9 protein-coding genes and 1 pseudogene are annotated in these 22,357 nt (G+C 29.3%); all 10 read left to right on the plus strand.

Going from position 1 to position 22,357, the window contains the following annotated elements:
- Position 1: 1 nt before the first annotated feature.
- The 10 genes and pseudogenes from KW512_RS03450 (at position 2) to KW512_RS03500 (ending at position 22,099) form a co-directional block, all read left to right on the plus strand.
- The gene (locus KW512_RS03450; RefSeq protein WP_258841402.1) at positions 2-1,048 is read left to right on the plus strand and encodes an ABC transporter permease; all 1,047 of its coding nucleotides are present in this window, start codon (positions 2-4) and stop codon (positions 1,046-1,048) included.
- Positions 1,035-2,192, plus strand: coding sequence for an ABC transporter permease (locus KW512_RS03455; protein ID WP_258841403.1), 1,158 nt, complete (start codon positions 1,035-1,037; stop codon positions 2,190-2,192). Before KW512_RS03450 ends, KW512_RS03455 begins: the two co-directional genes overlap by 14 nt.
- Complete coding sequence (locus KW512_RS03460; protein ID WP_069097827.1) at positions 2,192-3,232, plus strand: ABC transporter ATP-binding protein; 1,041 nt, start codon at positions 2,192-2,194, stop codon at positions 3,230-3,232. The genes KW512_RS03455 and KW512_RS03460 overlap by 1 nt, the downstream gene beginning before the upstream one ends.
- Entirely contained in the window at positions 3,232-5,568 is a 2,337-nt protein-coding gene (locus KW512_RS03895; protein ID WP_309509540.1) for an ATP-binding cassette domain-containing protein, read from the plus strand. The genes KW512_RS03460 and KW512_RS03895 overlap by 1 nt, the downstream gene beginning before the upstream one ends.
- An 804-nt stretch (positions 5,569-6,372) precedes the next feature.
- Entirely contained in the window at positions 6,373-7,302 is a 930-nt protein-coding gene (locus KW512_RS03475) for a 2-oxo acid dehydrogenase subunit E2 (protein WP_258841404.1), read from the plus strand.
- The gene (lpdA, locus tag KW512_RS03480) at positions 7,302-9,146 is read left to right on the plus strand and encodes a dihydrolipoyl dehydrogenase (protein WP_258841405.1); all 1,845 of its coding nucleotides are present in this window, start codon (positions 7,302-7,304) and stop codon (positions 9,144-9,146) included. The genes KW512_RS03475 and lpdA overlap by 1 nt, the downstream gene beginning before the upstream one ends.
- Before the next feature lie 277 nt (positions 9,147-9,423).
- The gene (locus KW512_RS03485) at positions 9,424-12,321 is read left to right on the plus strand and encodes a P97 family adhesin (RefSeq protein WP_258841406.1); all 2,898 of its coding nucleotides are present in this window, start codon (positions 9,424-9,426) and stop codon (positions 12,319-12,321) included.
- 22 nt (positions 12,322-12,343) lie between these two features.
- A complete protein-coding gene (locus KW512_RS03490; RefSeq protein WP_258841407.1) occupies positions 12,344-15,277 on the plus strand; it encodes a P110/LppT family adhesin N-terminal domain in 2,934 nt (977 codons plus the stop codon).
- 237 nt (positions 15,278-15,514) lie between these two features.
- Positions 15,515-15,798 (plus strand): annotated as a pseudogene (locus KW512_RS03495) (IS1634 family transposase); the annotation flags it as partial.
- 337 nt (positions 15,799-16,135) lie between these two features.
- Positions 16,136-22,099 carry an SGNH/GDSL hydrolase family protein gene (locus tag KW512_RS03500; protein ID WP_258841408.1) on the plus strand — a complete coding sequence of 1,988 codons (5,964 nt, stop codon included), beginning with the start codon at positions 16,136-16,138 and terminating at the stop codon, positions 22,097-22,099.
- Positions 22,100-22,357 lie beyond the last annotated feature (258 nt).

Raw genomic sequence — 22,357 nt, forward strand, 5'->3', positions numbered from 1 at the left:
AATGATTTTAAAATATACTCTTAAACGTCTAGCACTTGCGCTTTTAACTTTTATTGCAATTTATATTTTAGTTTTTGTTTTACTTGCTAATTTTTCGCCTGATCCTTTTGGCGATATTATCGATAAAGGCGCAAAAGGATCTGACCAGGCTAAAAAAATTGCTGATTTACATGCAAAATATTATTTTGACCAGCCAACTTTGACAAGACTAGCTTATTATACAGCCGATATTTTCAAAGGAAATTTTGGCGCACGGTTCAAAACCGGTGAAGATGGCAAAATTCCAGAGTTATTTTTCATGCCTTTGCGCTATACAATTTTAGTTTCGCTGCCTTCTTTTTTAATAAGTAGCACTTTAGGACTGATTCTTGGAACAATTGCTGCTTATCGGCGTGATCGACTTGAAGATGCAGCAATTTCGGGAATTTCAACTTTTTTTGTTGCAATTCCTTCGTTTGTCCTAGCACCTTTTGTTGTTTTAATTGCAATTCAAATCGGACTACCTTTTGAGTTTAAAGATGCCGAAACCTACGGGAGTCTAACTTCTTTTGCCTCACTTTTACCGCCAATTTTTGTCTTTAGTATTACTTCGGTTGCTGGTTATGTTTTTTTAGTTCGAAACCAAGTTATTAGCGTTTTGTCTTCTGAATATATTTTGATCGCAAAAGCAAAAGGGCTTTCAAAGTTAGACATTTTTGTCAAATATGTCTTAAAAAATGCCGCAATTCCGCTTGTAAGATCATTAATTTTTTCTTATATTATTCTCCTTTCAGGTTCAATTGTGCTTGAGCAATTCTTTAGAATTCCCGGTTCTTCAACCGTTTTAGTTAATGCTGCCTTTGATGGTGAGATTAATATTTCAATGTTTTCAATTATTTTCTTTACTTCACTGTCATTAGTTGTTGATATTATTGGTGATTTAAGTTATGTTTTTATGGATCCGCGAATTTCTTTTGGTCAAGACTCACCAATAAGTTACTGAGCGCGAATTAAAAATTGAAAAGCACGTAATTATCGCGCCGCGGAGGAAAAAAATGCTCGATCCTAAAGAATTTAACCAAAAATATAATCTCAAAGAAAACCAGACAAAACTCCTAAAATTAGCTAGTTTTTCGGAAAAAAACTACCAAGTAACAGGAAAAATTGTTGAGCTCTGAAAAGATACAGTCCAAAAATTTTTCAAGTCAAAAATCTCACTTATTTCCACGTTTTTATTTCTTAGTGTTTTAATTATTGCGATTTTTACAATAATTTTTAGCCCATATAGTGTCGATAAACCAATTTCAAACGCTGATCCTTCGCTTGTCTATGAACAACTTCCGAGCACTTTAGGGACAATAAAAACGACAATTTCCACCGATATTCTTGAAAAAATCCGGGCAATTGAAGTTGAAAAAAATATTAGCCTAATTCAAGGTACAACAAAAGAATTATTCCCAAACCGTTGAGAAATTAACGTCAATCCTTATCAAGTCATGAGTGCGCTTGAAAATGGTAAGAATTTTATTTCACTAGTTGGAACAGACCAATTTGGTCGTGATATTTGACTTAGAACTTGACAAGGAACTCTAAATGCGCTTGGAATTTCTGTTCTTATTGCTTTAATTCAATTTTTAATTGGAATTACGCTCGGAACTTATCTTGGTTATCATATCGGAAGCTGAATTGACAATATTGTTCTTAGAATTATTGACATTTTTGGCTCAATTCCTTGAATTATAATCTTTATTATTTTTATTGCAATTTGAGGACCTCATACAATCACAATTATTATTCTTTTATCACTTACAGGCTGAACAGTTCCAACTTATCAAGCCCGATCTTATACTGTTATTGTTAAAGACGAAGAATATATTTATGCAGCAAAAGTAATTGGAGCTTCAAAATTCAGACAAATTTATTCACACATTTTGCCAAATATTCTCGGAAAATTACTCTCAACTTTTATTGCAAGTATTTTTTCATCAATTTCAACAATAGCCTCACTTGCTTTTCTTGGATTTTTAAAAGAAGGTCCTGATTCAGCAGCTAATTTAGGACTAATTATTAATTCATCAGTTCCTTTGGCCGACAAAAATCCAATTGCGCTGCTTTTACCTTCAATGGTTTTGGTTGCCTTAGCAGTTACAAGTCGATTTATTGCCAACGGAATTCATGATGCGCTTGATCCTCGTGTTGGAGGCAGAAAATAATGGAAAAAAAACGAATTTTAGACGTAAAAAATCTTCGTGTTAGTTTCAAAACTGGCAAAAAAGAATATCTTGAAGTTATAAGAGGTATTGATCTGAGTGTTTATTCGGGCCAAATTGTTGCCTTTGTTGGCGAGTCAGGTTCGGGAAAATCTGTCTGTTCAAGATCACTTTTAGGAATCAATAATTTTGCAAAAACAAGTTCAACAAAAATGGAAATTGACGGCATTGATGTCTCAAATTTCAAAAAAGACTATCAGTGACGACAAATCCGTGGTCAAAAAATTGGCTATATTCCCCAAGACCCCTTAGTTGCCCTAAATCCAACCCGGACAATTGGCAAACAATTGCTTGACGGCCTCAAAAACGATAAACGCTTTAAGTCAAAACAAGAAAAAATTGACTTTTTAGTTAAGCTACTTGAATCTTTTGGACTTGAAAATGCCAAAAATCGCTTTTATTCTTATCCACATACCTTATCTGGCGGAATGAAACAACGGGTAGTAATTGCAATGGTAGTAGCCGCTCAGCCTTCAATTATTATTGCTGACGAGCCAACCACGGCACTTGATCCGACAGTTCAGTCTTCTGTTTTGGCACTTTTAGATAAAATTCGCCATCAATATAAAGTTTCAATTATTTTTATTTCCCATAATATTTCAATAGTTGCGAAATTTTGTGACTATATTTATGTAATGTATGCTGGCCGTGTTGTTGAAAAAGGAACTCGCCAAGATATTTTTACCAACCCAAAACACCCTTATACTTGAGCGCTAATTTCGGCAATTCCGGAGGGTTCAAAAAAAGAAGAACTCTATACAATTAGTGGTTCCCCGCCTGATTTAAGAAATCTAACAGCTGGCGATCCTTTTGCCCCAAGAAATGAATATGCTCTTGAACTTGATTTTGAAAAAGAGCCGCCACTTATTAAAATTTCGGAGAGCCATTATGCTGCAACTTGACTTTTACATCCTTCTGCGCCAAAAGTTGAACTAAATCCTGAATTAAAAATGAGAATAAAATTATTTAAAGAAGTATTATAATGGAAATTGCATTACAGACAAAAAAATTAGAAAAATATTTTATAAACAAATTTGCAACCGTCAAAGCTGTTGATGGGATTAATTTATTGCTAAAAAAAGGTCAGATTTTAGGAATTATTGGAGAGTCAGGTTCAGGAAAAACCACAATTGGTCGCTGCCTTGTTCGTCTTTATGAAAATTTTGGTGGTCAAGTTCAACTTTTGGGTCAAATTATTTCAGGCAAAAAACTCTCACGCAAGCAAAACCTATTTTTACGAAAAAACATGCAAATGATTTTTCAAGATCCTTTTTCTTCACTTAATCAGCAAAAAAATATTTACTCAATTTTAAAAGAAACACTCGTAATTAACGGCGTAATTAAAGCCAAAATCAAAGATATTTTTCTTGACTGAAATGATCTAATTTTTCATTTTAAACGCACTCTTGAAAAAAAATATCTTGAAATTGAACTTTTAATGCTTCAAGGTCAAAATCACGAACTTGAGCAATTTTTTGCCTATTGACAAGAGCAAATCAAAATAATTGAAGATGAACTTGAAAAATTTAGTCCACAAACTGGTGATCAAAATTTAAATAACGAATTTTTTGGTCAGTATTTACTTTATTTTGAACGCAAACAAAAACTTTTTGGCAGTATTTATAATTTAGCTTATGAAAATGTGGCAAAATTACATGATTATTTTTACGAAATCCAAAAAATTTACCGTAAAAAAGAGCAGGCAAAAGTTGAGGCTGAATATCGTCAAGCACTCAAAGATGTTGAAGATCTAAGGTCACTAATTAAAGCACAAAAATCATTTTTCAAAAAAACACTCAATGAATCAGGACTTAATTTAAAAAAAGAGGCCAGTCAAGAACTGTCTAAATTCACAGATCAAAACAATTTAGTTTCATCTTATATTGCCGAATTTTTCTACGAGTACAAAATTGCAAACAATAATGCTCTAACTTCAAGAGATTTGGAAAAATATTCCTTTTTTAAAAAACAAGCAATAATTAATTGCCAAATTAGTAAATTTTTGCGCCATCACAATCGAAAAATCTGGGAAAAAAATTTATTTTCCTTTTTGGAAATTAGTCAAATTGAGCAAATTATCGAAACTTTAAATAATTTTAAAAAAGAAATCTCTGAAAATTATAAAGACGTAATTTTTGACAAAACTAACGTAAAAAATTACCTCAGCACAAAAGATTTTCGTGCTAAAATTTCTAGTCATCTTTTAAAAATTGAATTAAATACTTATCTTGAGACTGCAAAGAAAAATAAGCAAATTTTTGCTCAAAAAGTCAACTTTAAAACAAAATATCTCCAATTTAAACATATTTATACTATTAATAAAGAAAGAGGAAATTCTAACGCTGACAATATTAAAAAACTTGCGCAATTAGAAGAAATTTTGGCAAAAAAACAAGCTGAATATGATATAATTAAAAACGAATTTATTCAAAATTACAACAATTGACACAGCGAGCAAATGAAAGAAATTAGTTTTCAAAGACAAGCCCAAACTGATTTTTTTAGCAAAATTTCGCTCTTAGAGAAAAAAGTTCATGCAATTCACCAAAAATTTATTGCAAAAATTAAATCTGTCGGCCAATTTAGTGACCAAATTGGCAACATAAGTACCCGTTTTAGTGAAAAAATCGCAATAATTAAGACGCTTAATGTTGAAAAAGTCAACATTAGGAATGTTTATAAAAACATTCAACTTTTTTATGGAATCAAAAAAGCGCCTTCATTTTTCTTGCTAAAGCGTTCAATTAAGAAATTTATTCTCAGCGAACTAATTTACGAAGCACTTGAAAATGTTGGACTTTTACGCTCATTTGCCTACCGTTATCCTCACGAGTTTTCTGGTGGTCAGCGTCAACGGATTGCCATTGCCCGAGCTTTAATAGTTGAGCCAAAAGTTATAATTGCCGATGAGCCAATTGCTTCGCTTGATATTTCAATTCAGGCACAAATTATTAACTTGTTAAAAAAATTAGTTAAAGAAAAAGACCTTTCCTTAATTTTTATCGCCCACGATCTTTCTGTTGTTGAATATCTTGCTGATGAAGTTTTAATTATGCATGCTGGCAAAATTGTCGAAAAAGGTAAAACTGACGAAATTTTCCAAAATCCAACTCATCCTTATACAATTAATTTATTAAATTCAATCCCGAAAATTTCAAATGCTCACATCCCTTTTAGTCCAATTTTATTTAATAATGTTTATCTTGAAGAGCAAAAATTTCCTAATGTTATTGAAGAATTAAAATTAAGCCAAAACCATTTTGTCTATGGCACAAAAAAGCAACTTGATAATTGAACTTTAAATAAAAGCCAAAACTAACCAAAAATAAATAATTTTTAGTCTAAAAATTTAAAATACTAAATTTTGGCAATATTATCCCCGATCATTTTGATTTAAAAAAGCCCGCGACCGTGGATTTACTAACAGTGCTTTTGGAAAAATCTTCAAAGAATTCAACATTCACAAAAAAGCAACCTTAAATAAACTTTAATAAACAGATTGATTAAACAAATTAATTACCCCTTGAGTTTTGACCAAAGGGGTTTTTATTTTTTTAAAATCAACCTTTTACAAAAAAAAAAAAAAAATGCTTGGTCTAAGAAAAAAATCTGTTATAATTACAAACACCTAAGAATAATTAATAAATTTTGAAATTGAATTAAGGAGGAATTGGTTATGTTTTTTGCCATAAAAAAATCAAAAAATGCGAATTATCCATTATATTTTTAAATATGATGGAATGCCTTAAATTTGACCGTTTAGAAATCTACAAATTTATGGCTTTTAATTATTGTTCTTTCAAAACTTCACATATTTTTTTAGGCTCATTGCAAATAAAACGAGTTTTCTATTTACATTGAGTTTAAATAGTAGTTGTATTTTTTCATGTTTTTGTCAGCGTTTTAACTAAAAAGGTAAAATAAGTAATTTTTAGTCTAAAAATTTAAAATACTAAACTTTTTTGTTGATAAAAAACTTTTATGCAGGAAAAATTAAGAAAATTCTTTTTTTTGCCTATTTTTAATGTATAATTAATTGTTGTATTTTTAATTAAGTATCCTTATTTTTTTATCTAGACAACCCGAAAATCTTTATATTTTAAATTATTAGTTTGGAAATTATATGTCAAAAATTTTAGCAACCCCAAAAGCAAGAGCGATGGCTAAGCAAGCAAATATCGATCTTGCTGATCTTAAAATTGAAGGACGAAAAATTGAGTCATCCGATGTTGAGAATTATCTAAATTCTCTAAAATCTTCGCCTGCTCCTGCAGTCGAAGCTCCAAAAGTTGAGGCTCCTACTCCAAAAACCCAACCAGCCTCAACAACCGCAGTAAGTCCAGCATCAAAACTAGATGGAAGACGTGAAAAAATTGCTCCAATTCGAAAAGCGATTGCAAGAGCAATGACAAATTCATGAAATTCTGTGGCTTACGTTAATTTAGTAAACCAAATTGACGTAACAGATCTTTGAAAACTTCGTAAATCTGTTTTAGAATCAGTTCAAAAAACAACTGGTATAAAATTAACATTTTTAGCTTTTATTGCAAAAGCAATTTTAATTGCACTTAGTGAATTCCCAATTATTGCTGCAAAATACGACGAAGCTGCAAATGAAATTGTCTATCCTGAAACTATAAACTTAGGTTTGGCCGTTGATACTGAAGCTGGTCTTATGGTTCCAGTAATAAAAAATGCACAAACTCTTTCAATCGTTGAAATTGCTAGTGAAATTGTTCGACTAGCCAAAGCAGCTCGTGAGCGTAAAATCAAACCAAGTGAAATGCAAGGTGGATCATTCACTATTACTAATTATGGATCTGTTGGTTCTCTTTATGGTGTTCCGGTAATTAACTATCCAGAACTAGCAATTGCTGGTGTTGGTGCAATTATTGATTCAGCCGAAGTTAAAGATGGACAAATTGTTGCAGCCAAAATTATGCACTTAACAGTTGCAGCTGATCACCGTTGAATTGATGGAGCTACAATTGGTCGTTTTGCCGCAAGAGTTAAAGAATTATTAGAAAAACCAGAAATTTTAGGAATTTTATAATGTATAAATTTAAATTTGCTGACATTGGTGAAGGACTCCATGAAGGAGTTGTCGCCCAAATTTACAAAAAAGAGGGCGACCAAGTAAATGAAGGTGATTCGTTGTTCTCAGTTGAAACTGACAAAATTACCGCTGATATACCTTCGCCAAAATCCGGAAAAATTGTTAAAGTTTTAATGTCTGAAGGTGATACAATTCACGTTGGTCAAGAAATTTATTATATTGATGATGGATCAGGTGATAGCGATGTTGCCGAAGATGTTGCCGAAGTTAAAACTGAAGAGAAAAAGGAAGAAGCAAGCGGAGCAAGTGTTGTTGGTGAAGTAAAAGTAAGCAATGATCTTTTAAGTTTTGATTTTGGTCCAAAAAAATCAACACCAAAACCAGCAAAAACTGCTGCCCCAAAAGTTGAAAAACCAGCTGAAAAACCTAGCTCTTCTGTAAATACTGGTAAAGTTTACCAAGGTAAAATTGATCAAGAATTTGATGTAATTGTTATTGGTTCAGGGCCTGGTGGTTATCTTGCAGCTGCTGAGGCTGGTAAAAGTGGTTTATCAACCTTAATTGTTGAAAAAGAATACTGAGGTGGTGTTTGTTTAAATGTTGGCTGCATTCCAACAAAAGCAATGTTAAAAACTGCCGAAGTTCTTGATTATGTAACTCACTTTAGTGACTATGGTCTTGAAGGAAAAACTGATGTAAAAGTTTCCTGAGAAAAAATGCACCAACGAAAAACTGAAGTTGTTAACAAATTAGTTGGCGGAGTTAAGGCCATTGTAAAATCAGCAAGAGCTACAAGCATTTTTGGTGAAGCCAAATTCCTAGGTTCACACGAAATTGCAGTTGAAGATAAAGTTTATCGTGGAAAACACATTATTCTTGCAACTGGATCACGTGACCGTAAATTGAATTTACCTGGTTTTGAACAAGGTTACCAATCCGGAAAAATTTTAACTTCAAAAGAAGCAATTAATCTTGAAGAAAAAATTAATTCAATTGTAATAATTGGTGGTGGTGTTATTGGTGTTGAATTTGCCCAAATTTTTGTCGCTGCTGGAGTTAAGGTAACAATTTTACAAAATCTTCCAAGACTTTTGGCAAACCTTGATGGTGAAATTTCACAAATTATTACAAAAAACTTAACTGACCGTGGTGTTAATGTTGTCCTAAATTCTAATATTATTAGCTATGAAAATGATAATATTGTTTACGAGCTTGATGGAAAAAGACAACAAATTAGCGCTGATAAAATTTTAGTAAGCATCGGTCGTGAGCCAAATTCTGAAGGTCTTAGTGAAGTTGGAGTTGAACTTGACGCTCGCAAAAGTGTTATCGTTGATGATCAATGCAGAACAAATGTAAATGGAGTTTATGCAATTGGTGATCTTTGCGCTAAAGCGATGCTAGCCCATGTCGCTTACCGTCACGCCGTTGTTGCAGTAAGTACAATAACCGGAAAAGGTGAAAAATATAACGATAAAACCGTTCCAGCTTGCGTTTATACTCACCCTGAAATTGCTTCAGTTGGTCTAACTGAAGAACAAGCAAAAGAACAAGGTTATGATTTTGTAGTTGGAAAAGCTAGTTTTGCCCACATTGGTAAAGCAATTGCTGCTGGCGATGCCCACGGATTTGCTAAATTAATTGTTGATAAAAAATATGGCGAAATTCTTGGTGCTCACTTTATCGGTCCAGTTGCTACTGATATGATTTCAGAAATTGTTGTTTCAATGGACGGAGAAGTAACAATTCATGAACTTGCAGCCGCAATTCACCCACACCCTACTTATAGCGAAGTAATTTGAGAAGCTGCTCGTGCTGCACAAGCAAAACTAAAAAGATAAAATCAAAAATAAGTCAACTCAATTGATTTCTTCAAAACATCAAAAAGGAAATTATCTATTTAATTTCCTTTTTTTATTTAGTACAAAATTTTAATTTTTAATTTTTAGACTGTCAATTTTTGATGTATTTAAATTTGCCCTCAACTCTAATTTGTATTGTTTTATTTTGAGACTGCTTTTTTGAATGTGTCTGAAATTAATATACTGTTTTATAAAATTTCTTTGTTTTTTTTTTTTTTTTTGCTAGAATTTTTTATAGAAAATTTAGGAGGAAAGTGTGTCGAAAAGTACAATCACTAAAAAACTACTAACTAAAAAAAATATTTTTCTTTTAGGGCTAAGCAGTATTGCTGGTGGAGCAATTATCGCCGTTCCGCTAGTTGTTTTTGCAAATTTAGAACTAAAAAACCCACGAATTGATGTTCAGAACCAAGCAAAATCAATTTCTTTTATTAGTATAAAGGATAAATATTTAAATGCTAATTCAGACTATTTAGATCTAAAAAAGAAACTTTTAAATGCCGATAATACCAAAAAAACTGACACTGATTTAACAGATTTTTTTGATTTTTTCCAGACCAATAACGCTAGCATTCCCGTTAATTTTGCAAACGATCATAATTGAAAACCTTACAAACTGGAAATTTTTGATATCAAACCTGATGATAATGAGCAATCATTCGAGGTTTATTGGCGAGTTTTACAAAAATTAGACGATAATAAAACTGCTATTTCTGACTTATTCAAACAAAAAGTTGCTTATAATTATGTTCCAGATTATTCACTTTCTAATTTTTCAACTTTCTCAGAAGACCAGCTCAAGAAATTAAGACCTTACACAAATAGTGAGGTTAATTTTTCATTTAAAAAAGAGTTGACAAAGTTAATTTCAGTTGAAGATTTTCAAAAAGAAGTTAATAGTGCAAAAGATGATAATCAAGCTAGTGAAATTATTAACAAATATTTTAACCTTGATGAAACAATTTCACAAATTTTTAGCAATAAAAGCTTTTACTTTGAATCTGATAGTGGTATTAAAAAGCCTCGCTATGATATAAATTTGGTAAAAGATCAAATTATAACTGATCAATATTTAGTAAAAACTGCAATGCCAAACGTTTATAAATTAACCTTTGTTGCCCAGTTTTCTTCTGATTTTTCAAAAGAAATTGCCGCTGATATCAATAAGGATTCCAAATTTTTCCTTACTACTCAACTCAATTTAAGTAATTCTTTCCTTGATAATTCAATTAGTGATGATATTGTTTTAAGCGAATTTTCTGATAATGATTATTATGCAATAAATAATTTTAGTCAAAATAATTCGACTTTAATTACAGGGTGAGATTTTCTAAATTACTATAATAATGAAATTTTTTCAACCAAAGAAAAGCGTGCCGATTTTCTTAATTCACTTATTGAAAAAATTATCAAAACACCGTTAATATCAAAAATTAGATTCCAAAATAAACTAGCAAATTTAAATTTTCACCAAATTTCCAAATTTTTGGATCTTCAAATAAAACTAGATTCTGAACAAGTTAATTTAGATTTTAAAGATAACAATGTTGTTGCACAAATTAATGGTGATATTGTTATAAAAGATAAAAGAAATAATAAAATTATTGCTACAAAAAAATTTTCGCAAAGTATTAAAAATTTTGAAATATTAGCTCAAAATGATCCTGATTTTGCAACTTCAATTAACAAAGGCAGCTTGGTTATTGAGCCAAAAGTCCAAGAATCTGTTCCAAAAAATAATCAAAAAGGAATCCCAAAAGACGAAATATTAGCACTAATTGAGGCAAATAATTTTGATAAATTGAAGAAAGTTCTTCAAAATTCTCGTTATTATGGCTTTAGATTTGACGAAACCCAATTAAAATCAATGGTTGATAGTTATAATTTACCAACTGTTGAAGATTTAATTAAAAACACAAATGTTGATGATGCTGCCTCTAAAGGTATAACATCAATTTTTTCTAATTATTTTAATAGTGATGAGAAAATTTCACAATTTTTGTCATTTTTATCAAAACAAGACATTAGTTTTGTTGCAAAATATTGGTTTGATTTTCTTAAACATTTTAAATTAATAGAATCTGGAACAAACTGACCAGAAGATTTTAATATTAATGAATTATTTAAAAAATTAAGTGACATTAAAATTAAGCCTACAACAAAACCTCGTGGTCAAATTAATGATGAAAGCGAGCCAACAGTTTGACTTTTTTCATTTAACTATGGTTTTTTAAATTCTAATAAACCTCTTGAAAATGGTTTTTATATTAATAATGAGGTTAAAAATACTCTTAATTTGATGAAAACAAATTTATCTTTTAGTCCCGAGTATTTTATAAAACAGATCGAATTACAATCAAAACAAATCAGTGAACCTAATTTTTCACAGCAAAATAATAAAAATAATATTGAAAATCTCACCGATTTTCTTGTAGCTTTTTATTCATTAGCTTACTCAAAACAAAAGGAACAAAAACTTTTTACAGGTAATTTTGGTAAAGATTTTAATTACAAAATTCAATTTAGTCTGGAACCTAATTTAACAAATGTTGATGGGCTAGAAAAATCAAATGACCAAAATTTAAAAATAAAATATTGATATAATATTGGTCCGGTTGATAAAAACGGCGATCTAGTTAGTGTTATTTATCAAACAAAAAAATCAGAAATTGATCTAAAAATCAATTCTGAAAATAAACTTTTAAGTGATGAAGTTGACAAATTAGATGAAATTGCCTCAACTTTTTCATCAAATTCACAAATAGTTTTCTTATCCAAACAAGATCTTCAGGATTTTGAATCTCAAATCAAAGTTGCCATCTCAAAATCAAATGATAATAAGCCAGTATCTGTTGATAACGAAGTAAAAAAACTACCTTTTAGTAGTTATTTTGCCTCAGAACACAAAGATATAGGCTTTTATGCAATAAAACAACCAAAACAGAATCAAACAACAGGCACAACAGAAACAGAATCGCAAGCTACCGACATTGATACTACCGGTGTAATTGAGAAAATTAATTCTAAACTGGCAAGTCAAGTTCAATATAATTTATTTTTATATCTTTATGATAAAAATAATCCTCAAAATTTCTCAAGTCAACCTATCCGCGTTATTATCATGGAGCATACAAGCTCTCTATTGTTAAAATAATAAAATTATAAGGGAAATTATTATGAAAAAAATTAAATTAAATCATATAATTTTTGCAATTATAGGAATTAGCACGGTCGTTAGTATTTCTGCCAGTGTTCCTTATTTAATCTCCTTGCAGTCAAAAAATTATAATTCAAAATTATCTGAATTTGACGAGAAACTAGCTAATGCTACAAATCTGAATGTTAATTCACAATTTAACACGTCTGAATTTGATAGCTTAGTTGCTAATTTAAAACTTAAGTCAAAATTTGCTAAAAAATTAAGTGCTTCTGATGCGCTAAATTTGCATTTTGATAAAGCATACAATTTTGACTTAAATAATGCGATTGATTTTAGTGAAATTAGTCAAAAATATCCAGGCCTAAATTTGAGATTGGTTATTCCTAGGAGTCAATCAGAAATAAAAATTGAGTCAAATAAAATAAAAAATCTTGCTGTTAATGTTTCAAATTCTAGTAAAAGTATAAATTATACTGCAAGTTTTGACTTAGATTTTTCAGATCAAGATAAAACCTTGAATTTTTCAGCCCAGAATTTGAGTGCATCGATTAGTCTTCTAAATCAAGATTTTTTAGAAGGAAAAACTGCAACCGAAATTGCTATTTTATTTTATAACGAATTTAATAAACATTTTAAAGAAACAAAAAATTCAAGTTCAGCATTATTTGCAACATTTTCTAAATTTGGCGGAATTTCCTTTAGTATAAATTCTGAACCGATTTTTGTTTTTCCTTCCAATTTTGAAATAAAACCTGATTTGCAACAAGAAAAATTAATTTTTACAAATATTGACGATGTTAATAATAAAATTGATTTAGCATTGACTTTATTTGATAAAAAAACACGAAAAAGTAGCAAATTAACACTTAACTTTGTGGATGTGCCTAAGAAGAATGACCAAAAAAATTCTTCTGAATTTTTAAAAATTTTTAAAAAAAATTATAAATTTAACTCAGCAATTTCTAAACATTTAGCACAAAACAGTCTGAGTGTATCAGAATATTTTACCCAAAATCCTCAAAATTTAAATCTTGAGCAGTTTAATTCTTGATTTACTTCAAATTCAAGCGTAAATACAGCTGAAAATAATACATTTCTAGAAGAAATTAAAAATTTAATTCCTAATTTTACTGCAAAAAGTGTCTCTTTTTTAGTAAAAGCAAACAAAAATAATCCTAAAAATTCTAATATTGTCAATGTTGGACTAAATATTGAAGGTAATTTTACTGAAGAAACATTACTTCCTTCAGGTCTAAAACTTGCCGAAGATAACACTTATACCTTTAATTTTGAACTAGAATTTGATGCAGCTGAAGAAATTTATGGCGCATATTTTATAAATGCAATTGAGAGTTTTGACAAACAAGGATCAGAAAATATTGACAATTTAAGCTTTGAAATTAAGAAAGATTTGCCAATTACAGTTTTTGCTTCAACAATTGATGATAAAATCAAACCTTTTTTAAATCGACCTTACGATATAAAAAATATAACAAGTCAGCTAAGTCCTTTTTTCAATGCTCTTAATTTTTTTGCAACCAAAAGTAATAAAATTAATCAGACCCAAATAGCTTCGACCCCTGATCAGACCGTTGAAGGCTCAGATCAGGGCGCTGAAGCCGCAACCGCACCTACACCTGCTGCTACAAACGTTAGCGCTTTACCGACCTTATTCCAAGATACAACAGAATCAGGTTCTTCTTCAAGCATAGATTCAACTCCTTCTTCAAGTTCAGACACACCTCCTTCTCCAACTCCAGCTCCAACTACCCCAACCCCAGATATAACCGCTTCTCCAAGTCAACAATCTTTAGGTGATTATCTAAGAAAACTTTTTGAAAACCTTGAAAAAGCTAAATTTCCTGAAGGCACTTCTATTTATATTTCCGCAGATTATCAAGATGAAACTTATGAAATTAATCTTAAGATTAAAACCCCTAGTGGAATTGAAAAAATTTTCAAAATTGAACTTGATAATGTAAATAAAGACAGTAAACTTTATAAAACTTTTTCTGATAGCGTAAAAACTCACCTATTTTTAGATTGAAGAACTAATGTTGAAATAGAAGAACAATCTTTAAATGGTCAAAATCAGCAAGTTTTAAAATCAATTTCAGCTGTTAATAATCCGAATTTTAAATTTAAGGCAAACGAAGCGCCTTCAAATAAATCAAGTGAAAAAGTCCATGTTGATGACCAACAACAAGGTATTTATCTAGCTGAAGGTGGAATTTCCTTGGAGAGTGCAAATAATAATGCCGATCTAAAATTAGATGATGGCACTTCCTTCCTTTATGCTTTTAAACCAAATAAATTGCCAAAACTTGACGTTCTCCAATATTTTTTACTAAAAACAGGCGAAAATGAAAATAATTTTAACCTACTTATTGAAAAGGAACTATTTGTAGAGGGCGTTTTTAAAATTGGTGCTGATTTCATTCCTAAACCTAAATCCAGGCCAACCCACGGCATAGATTTTGATAACGAAAAATCAGGATTTCAAACAACATATAACGGTAAATTTAAAGCTGAATGAGATATAATTAATGGAGAATACCCTCAGCCTAGTTTGGAAATTGAGCCAAAAAATCCTCACTCAGTATTTCATGATTTTCTTAATAATTCTAGAGCCACTATTATTTTAGGCGTCGATATTCAAAAAAAAGATAGCAAATCGATTATGAATATGAAGTTTTATTCTAGCGAATCTAATGATGCTAAAAAACCGATTTTCACTTGAAGACGTGAAATACCAACTGGTGCAAAATGGAATTTTGGTAAAGATTTTACTTTTGGAACCACCAAATCAGAAAATCAAGAAGCTATTGACAAAAAACTTTCAAGATCTGAAACTGGAATCACCTTTAAAGGTTTTGTTTTATTTGACACACCTCAAAGTGATGAAGAATATAATAAACTTTTTGAAAAATTTAGATCTGAGTATGTCTAATCACAAATTTTAATTATAAAAGGCCTCGTTTTTACGAGGTTTTTTTATAATTAACCAACAAAATTTAAGATCAAAACTAAATCCCGAGTTTCCCAGTTTTAAGGCAAAAATTGACTTTTTAGTGAATATAAATATGAAAAAACACCCGTAAATCAGTGTTTTTTGATTTTAAAATCTTAATTTTTATTACTAGCATTTACTAGCATTTTAAGTAATTTTATGGTATAATTATAGATTATGAAAAAACAAAATAAAGATGGTTTTATTGAAGTAAACAAATTGTTTGGCAAAAAACCTAAATATTTTAAGGAAATTTCAAACGTGAAATTTGAAACAAGTTATTTGAAAACAATCAATTAACTGAGGTTGGTTTAGTAACGATGTTGTAAAAATTAAGGCAAAGGGTTGAATTTAACACTTTAGATCAGCAAATAACATTTAAAAATTGAGATGGCGTTCCTAGTGACCCAAATATTTGAAATAGGTATGATTTTTACTTTGATATCTTAATAAATCACTAATAAAAATTGTAACTAACTTTTACCAAAAAACTTAAAAAAGTCCCTAAAACCGGATACTTTTTTAAAATTGCCTTATCAAACTGGGAAACTCAGGAAAACTAAATAAATTAGTAGAAAAATTAACAAAAGTACTACAATCAAAACCATAGATAAAAATTATTTGTCTGAATTTTTTCTACTAATTTAATCAGAAAAAAAATAATTATCTGAGTTTTTTTAATCTTATTTAGTGTATAATTTAAATTTTATTTTCTAGTTTGCTCCTTAACTAATTGGACCAATCTAATCGATTTTTCTTAAAAAAATCTGGAATAACAAAAAGAAGCGGGGTAAAATAATGAAAAAAAATATCTCAAAACCTGATTTTTCTAAAGCATTCAAAATATTTTTAAGTTTTAGCACCTTATCTTTAACGATTTCTGGAATTACTTTGATTGGTATAAAAAATCGTGATGAAAGAGATCAAATTAACATACCAATTACCCACTCGGTCCAAGAAACTGAAGAGCTTTTGGATCAAATTAATTATTTATCAATAGGTGATTCGATTTCTGCTGGTTTTAATTGGGATTACTCTTTTGATGTTAGAGGTATGCTTGATGAAAATAATCAAGTAAAAGGACTTTCGTATCCTGCCTTTTTTGCTAATTTTATTCAGAAAGTTAATCCAAATGCCCTTAAATCGTTCGATAATTTGGCACTTTCTTGAACAACAATCACAGATTGACTATATTTACTTAATCCTGAAAATGAAAAATACAAAAATTTAGACAAAACACATTTTCATTTTAATTATCATCTAGACAGAAAATTAAATTCGCCATATGGGCAGCAAATTCGTTATGTTTTTGATGACTTTTCGGCAACAAGTTTTCCAAAACTCCACAAAAAAATCCAAGAATCAAATTTAATAACACTTTCATTAGGGGCAAATGATTTAATTGAATCTATTGATTTTCGCGTAATTGCAAAACCATTGCAAAAACTTGCTACAAAAGCTGAAGCAAGTTTTGAATTTATGCAAAATATTGAACTAACCTACCAAAAAATTTATCGAAATTTGCTAACTTTAGTTGAAAATTTGCGCAAAATCAATCCTAAGGTTCAAATTGTTTTAGTCGGATATAATTCTTTGACATCCAATATTGTTAAATTTTTTGAAAAATTACTAACAAATGAGATAGGTTTGCCGGAAAATTACGCTAATTTAGCAATAAAACGTTTAAATTCAACGATTAGACAGGTTGCCAGAGTTCAAAAAGTTCAGTATGTTGACTTGTATAATGAAAAAATTTGACAAGAAAATCCAAGCGAATTTGCAACAAAAGAATTAGATATTCACCCTTCAACAAAAGGTTATAAAAAAATGGCCCAAGACCTCTTGTTCAAACTTGCTATTGAACAAGATATTCCATTTAGAAATGAAGCAGACCAAAAATTAGGCTGAGACAAAGATTATGTCGAAAAAGATTTAAATAATTACCGTCGTATTTTAAATATAGCATCAAATTCACAAATTCTTGAGGCCTTAAGTCTTGAAGGCTCAACTGATAAGTTTATTTCTGAGACCTCTCAAATCGAAACAAGAACGACTGCAGATATTCAAAAAACTGAAAAATCACCGCTTGAAAATTTTGTGAATGTTATATTAAATAATAATTTTGGTGATTTTTTAAGCCGTTTTGTCCAGTTAGGACTCCAAAATAATCCAGGCGTGCAAAAAACTTTAACCGATTTTTGAAAGGAAAACCAAAAAGCTGGCGCTTCTTTTGCCCAAATTTTGCAAAAAATTTTCTCAAGTGGCTTTTTTAGTCAAATAATTGCGCGTTTTCAGACTTATGTTCAAAATATTATTGATACCCAGAACTGAGAAAAGGCGACAATTTCTGATTTAGTTAATCAAATTTTTGCCGACTTTGATGAAAAACAGATAATTGATGTTTTAAATACTGTTGTAACTTCTGAATTTGCCAGTGAAAATCCTGAAAAAACTAAAGAATTAATTTTTGCTTCTATTTTTGGACAAAGTTTAGTTCAGGATCTTATAATTAATAATATTATCCAAGTTGATGTTGCATATAAAGATAATTTAAAAGTAGTTTTTACTTTTGATTCTATTAGAAAATTATTTACAAAAATAATTACTGATTTTCAGCTTCGCGCTGATGAATATAAAAATTCTGCCAGTTTTCAGCAAATAATCCAAACTTACCTCGAAAATCCAGAAAATGACGCTGATAATGTTAGTTTTATTAGGAATTTTATTTCTGAAACGCTAAAACATCATGACTCTGTTCAGGTTCTAGTTGGAATTATTAACGATAATTTTAATTTTAATTTGCCTAAAGATGATCAAGATTCGCTCACTAATCTTTTAGTTTCGCTCGCTGATGTTATTGTCCGAACAAATGTTTGGACCAAATTGAATGATCTTGCTGCTAAAAACTTTTTAGATGTTATTAAGCAAAGCGATTATAAAAATGTTACTGAGAACATTTCATCAATTTTTGCTGACCAAATTTATACAAATTACTCAACTTTTTTTAAAGATTCCAAAAATTTACTTGATTTATTTCATGAACTTTTAAGTTTTGAATTAAGCAATAATCAAATTGAATCACTTAAAAAATTACTTAATAAATTTTACCCAATTTTAACAAAATTTGACCTAAGTAACTTTATTGATAGTTCTTCGCCAAATTATGCTAGTTTTTCCTTCCTTTTTGATTCGGCCAAAGATTTTTTAGTTTCAAATTCATTCAAACCTTTATCAGATGTTGTAAATTCAGCAATTAATGATTTTTTAGTAAATAAAAGCCAATATCAGCGAATTGATGATTTAAACCGTTTTGGTTTTCAGTTTTTAGCTAATAATTTGCCAAAACTTGAAGAAAATATTTACGCTTTTATTGCAAAAAATGTTCAAGACGAAAAGTTCTTAACTAACTTAATTAATTTAATTAGCAATTCACTGACTGACCAAGGTCTAACACCTAAGTCAATTGAAACTTTTTCGCAAATTATTAGACTAATTTTTGAAGACTTTTACTCTAAATATCAAATTTGAAAATATGATAAAACAATCCCAACTAACAATTTAATTTTTGATTTTGTTAAAGGCGCAATAAATACTTTCGAAACTTTTACTAAATCAAATTTTAGTGAGTATGATTTTCTCAAAAACAATCTTGAATCTGCAACAAAAGCAAAAAATGAAGCAGAAATTCAAGAATATTCAACAAAAATCGCGCTTTTGGACCAACAACTTTCATTTCAAAATTTTTCTAGTTATTTTCTAAATAATTTTTTTAGCCAAGAACAAATTTATTCACTTTTAAAAAGTCTTGCTAGTCTTGATTTTCAAAGCAAAATTTCAAATCAAGATTTGGTTTTATTTGTCAAAAACCTTTTTGATCAATCATTTTTACATAAGCAATTAATCGGAAAATTAGACCAAAATAGTTTTTTTAACAATCCAAAAATTCAAGAACCCCTTTTAAATATTTTATCTAACTTTTTTGAATCTTCAGAAGTTGAAAAATTACTTTCAAAACTTATTGAATATTTTTTTGACAATAAAAAGTTTGAACAACACACTAATTTTAATTCCTTAATTGAGAATTTTCTTAAAGAAAATTCTCAATTAATTGAAGAAGTTTTTACACTTTTTTTAGGCAACACAGCAACTTGAGAATCAATTTCCCAATTTTTACAGGCAATTTTGGATGCATATCAACTAAATTTATCACAAGATTCTGTTAATACAATTTTAGAACTTGTTCGTGATATTTTGACAAAACTAAGGGATTCAATTCTAAGTATTCAAAGTGAAACAACAATTCAACCGCCTTTAATAATAAAATCATTAATTACCATTATTTTTGATGCAATTTCTAATAATCCAACTCCTAAAAAGTCGGTTATTGAGACTTTATTTGATAGTTTTAGCGTTGATATTGCAAATAATTACTATACTTCAGAGGCAATAAGTAGCCAAGATCAAAACAAAATTACTCCAGATAAAATTTCTTCATTAATTGCTGAAGTAATGAAAACTAAGCCTATTTTAGAACAAATTCGATCAAGTTTATCAAGCATTCCAGAAGGATATCGTGAAGATATTGTTCCAATTTTTGATTCATTTTTAAAATCTGAAGGACTTAAAGATTTATTTAATTCCTATTTTACAATAGTTGCAAAAGCAAATATTAGTAAGCCATTAGATAATTTTTCGTTAATTAAGTCTTTATTTGAAAGGCAACATTTTAATAAAATTATTGGTGAATTTATTGTTAAATTAGACGAAAAAGAGAAAAATCTAACAACTAATTTTGCAAAACTATCACAAAAAATTTTTAATACTCAATTTGAAGAAACAGAATTTGAATCTTTTTTCAAGCTAATTAAGAAAATAATTCAAAATAATATTGAAAGTTATTACACCGATGAGCCAGAGTCAATAAATATTTTTTCAGACCAAGCTCAAGCAATAAATGTGAGTCAAGATATTGCTGATTTTCAAATTCAAGCTCAACCATTTAGCGATTCTGGTTCTGAACAACAATCTCCAAGTTCATCTTCAGCAGAAACACAAAACCAAAGTTTGCCCAAAAAATCGCCAAATTATTCAAAAAAAAATGCTTTTTTAACAAAAATTATAACTATTTTGACTAAATTAACTAGTGGTCAGTTTTCTACTTCAAATTTGAACTCATTACTAGAAACCGAGATTGCAAATGAAGAGTTTATCGTTGAACTAGTCAAGCAAATTGGAACAGTTTATAACCAAATTGATCAATCAGAAAAAGATAATATTTGAAAAATACTGACAAAAATTTTTAAATCTGATTTTTTCAAAGAAAAAATTGAACTATTAAGCGTCGGGAATATTTCTAGTTTTTCAATATTTAGCGGCCTATCAGAAGAAAGTAAGAAAAAAATTGAGCCAACATTTAAAAGTTTGTTGTTAGAATTTTTACCAAATTCTGCAAACAAACTTTTTATTTTTCGAATTTTAGATCATATAAATAAAAATCAAGAATCATTTAAAGAAGTAAAAACATTTTCATCAATCTTAACTAAATTTTTAGGTAATGATAATAGTCATAACAATACCGTTCAAAACCAGAATTCGCAAACCCAAACTAATAGCCAATTTTTGAAGGCCTATTTGTGACATGTGCTTGATTTTTTAGTAAAACATAATGGATTTTTAGATATAGCCGTTGATATAGCTGCCTCATATCTAAAATTAAATTTAGACAACAACCCAAATTTAACTACTAAAGTTCAAAAACCAAGAGAGATTCCTAAAACTTTCTTAAAAGAATTTATTGGTCTTGGCTTTGAAAATCCTTTAATTTCTGGAATTTTAGACCAAATGTTAGATGCAGTTAAAACTTTAGAATCTAGTAAAGAAGCATCTAGTTTTTTCAGTGCTATTTTTAGTAAATTAGATTTTGCAAAATTAATCAATCTTGATTTAGTCGTTAAAATTGAACCAAAAATTAGCGTCGATAACTCAACAGGTCCAAGTCAAAAGGAACAAAAAGAACTAATTGATGAAAAAAAATTAACATTAAACACACCAACTGGACAAAAAATATCAACTAAAACACTCGCTGATTTCTTTGATTTAATATTTTTAGCCTCACCGGACTGAGATAAGAAAAAGGAAAATCAAGCTTCGCCAATTTTAAAAGAATTAAATCATATAACTTATACCGGAATTTCTTTTCAGGATCTTTTTACATCGAATAAAAAAGATCCTCAACTTGAAGCAATTTCAAAATTATTTCATAGAATTTGGTACTCTGAGGGTAAAGATTCTAACAGAATATCAATCAACAATTTTAAAAATTCATCAAAAGGAAGACTTCTTTATAGACTAGCGCTAATCCTTCTTTTTTATACTTATGAATCTAGGATTTCTCGAAATTGGCTTAGAGACCAATTATTTTATGGTAATTTTTTCTCCTCTTGGAAAGCTTCTGAAATAATACGCGCCTCATTGCACAATGGAAGCCAATCTAAAGTAAGTAATTCGAATGATAGACAATACAAGAAATTTATTGATGACATAATAGGGAATCCTGTTGAATCCAAAAGTTGATTAGGGTGAATATATTGATATAAACCTTCCAACGTAAAGCTAAATGACATGATCACAATGATTTATTATAATGCTGACAATAATCGATTTTCCAATATCACAAAGCAACCTAAATTAAAAGACCAAATTTTACAACAAATTCATGATGGAACTTATCCCGATAATTATACAGACCCTCGTAAAAAATAATATATTAGTTGAATAAAACTTTTATTAACAAAGTTTTTTCTATCAAAAGTTTAGAATATTTTTTTATCTTCAAGTCATTTTTTCACTGTAATCACGAGGAAATTTATTACTTGAATTTTTTCACCAAAATCTTGCCAAAATTAAAAGAATCCTTCCAAAATTGATTGCTTTCCTCACTAAGTTTATAATTTTTTTCAAAATTTAGTTTGGAAATCAAAATATTTAATATTCCCAAAAATATAATTTTGATATTTTAAA

The organism is Mesomycoplasma ovipneumoniae (genome assembly GCF_024758565.1).
Classification (GTDB): Bacteria; Bacillota_I; Bacilli_A; order Mycoplasmatales; family Metamycoplasmataceae; genus Mesomycoplasma; species Mesomycoplasma ovipneumoniae_B.